Genomic DNA, 1,286 nt, shown 5'->3' on the forward strand with positions numbered 1-1,286 from the left:
GATCGTGACAGCGACCGCTGCCCCTCCCGCACGTTTATTCCAAAGCCCGGCAAATAATTGACCGGACGTGCCTTTCCATGCCCCGCGAACTTGACGAACGAGACATCGCCATCTTAAAGAAACTGGCACCCGAATGCGGTGACCTCACCTGCTCGGGTTCGGGCCATTTGTTCCACTCAATCCTGCCCCCGGTCTCCAACCACTTCTCCGGCGACGGGGCGGATTTTGCCCGTCGCATCGGCCTCCTGAACACGGAAGAACTCGAGTACCTGTGCAGGGTCATCGAAGACGGGACGGAGAGCATGGGCTGCCTCCCGGTCGAGGACATCGAGGCGTTCGTTGCCCTCGTGCACGACCGGGTCTCACCGGAAGCAGCGCAGAAGGTGACCCGGGCCTACGAGTCCGGGTACGAGTGTGAGCGCTGACGATCGGTCCATGAACAGCAATGAGAGAGAAGTCCTCAACCTTGCCGGAAATTCTGTTGCGGCAAGACGGAGTGCTGCACGGAAACTCGGGTTGAGAAAAAGCCAGTGTGCGATCGCCGCATTACAGACAGCTCTCTCCGACCCACACCCGGCAGTTCGGGCAGAGGTCGTGCATGCATTGGGCCGCATTGGCGATGCAGCTGCCGTACCCTCACTCGTCCCGCTGCTCCAGGATAGCGATCCTTCCGTGCGGACGGGAGCCGTTGCTGCGCTGGGCATGCTTGGCGATCCAGCGGCAGCCGAGGCTCTCATCAGCTCGCTTGCAGATTCTGACCGGACGGTCCGTATCGGCGCTGCCACCGTCCTGGGACGGATGATGGCAGTGGAGGCTATTCTCCCGCTCGAATCCTTGAAATGCGATACCTTCTCTGATGTAAGGGAGGCTGCCGAAGATGCCCTTGCACGATTGAAAAGGAGACGGTGACGACCCCCCCGGCCGGTCAACCGGATAATTTATAAAAACAAGTGGCCGGGTTTTTTATTTATCCCGGCCAATTCTCCATACCAATGAGCGACTCCCCCGTACCTCCTGTCATCGAAGCCTGCGACCTGAAGAAGACCTACGGAACAACAATTGCCGTGGAATCTATCCGGTTTACGGTCAACCGCGGCGAGATCTTTGGCTTTCTCGGCCCGAACGGCGCGGGCAAGACCACGACCATGAAGATGGTCACCTGCATCTCGCCCCGGACCGGAGGCACGCTCCGGGTCCTCGGCATGGACCCGGACACAGATCCCGCCACGATCAAAGGAAAGCTTGGCGTCGTCCCGCAGGAGACCAACCTCGATGTCGACTTCACC

The 1,286-nt window shown here is 59.9% G+C and carries 3 protein-coding genes; all 3 read left to right on the forward strand.

The genetic code is table 11. The features are described 5' to 3' along the window. Window positions 1-77: 77 nt before the first annotated feature. Window positions 78-425 carry a hypothetical protein gene (locus CW742_RS13615; RefSeq protein ID WP_292421296.1) on the forward strand — a complete coding sequence of 116 codons (348 nt, stop codon included), beginning with the start codon at window positions 78-80 and terminating at the stop codon, window positions 423-425. Further along, window positions 415-909, forward strand: a complete 495-nt coding sequence (locus tag CW742_RS13620) for a HEAT repeat domain-containing protein (protein WP_292421298.1) — start codon at window positions 415-417, stop codon at window positions 907-909. The genes CW742_RS13615 and CW742_RS13620 overlap by 11 nt, the downstream gene beginning before the upstream one ends. An 83-nt stretch (window positions 910-992) precedes the next feature. Further along, a partial coding sequence (locus CW742_RS13625; RefSeq protein ID WP_292421301.1) for an ATP-binding cassette domain-containing protein occupies window positions 993-1,286 on the forward strand: 294 nt, incomplete at its 3' end.

Source organism: Methanoregula sp., from assembly GCF_002835825.1.
In the GTDB taxonomy this organism is placed as follows: domain Archaea; phylum Halobacteriota; class Methanomicrobia; order Methanomicrobiales; family Methanospirillaceae; genus Methanoregula.

Bases quoted from the DNA above. Each gene is read 5' to 3' on its own strand.
- CW742_RS13615 (WP_292421296.1), top strand. From the start codon at position 78: ATGCCCCGCGAACTTGACGAACGAGACATCGCCATCTTAAAGAAACTG.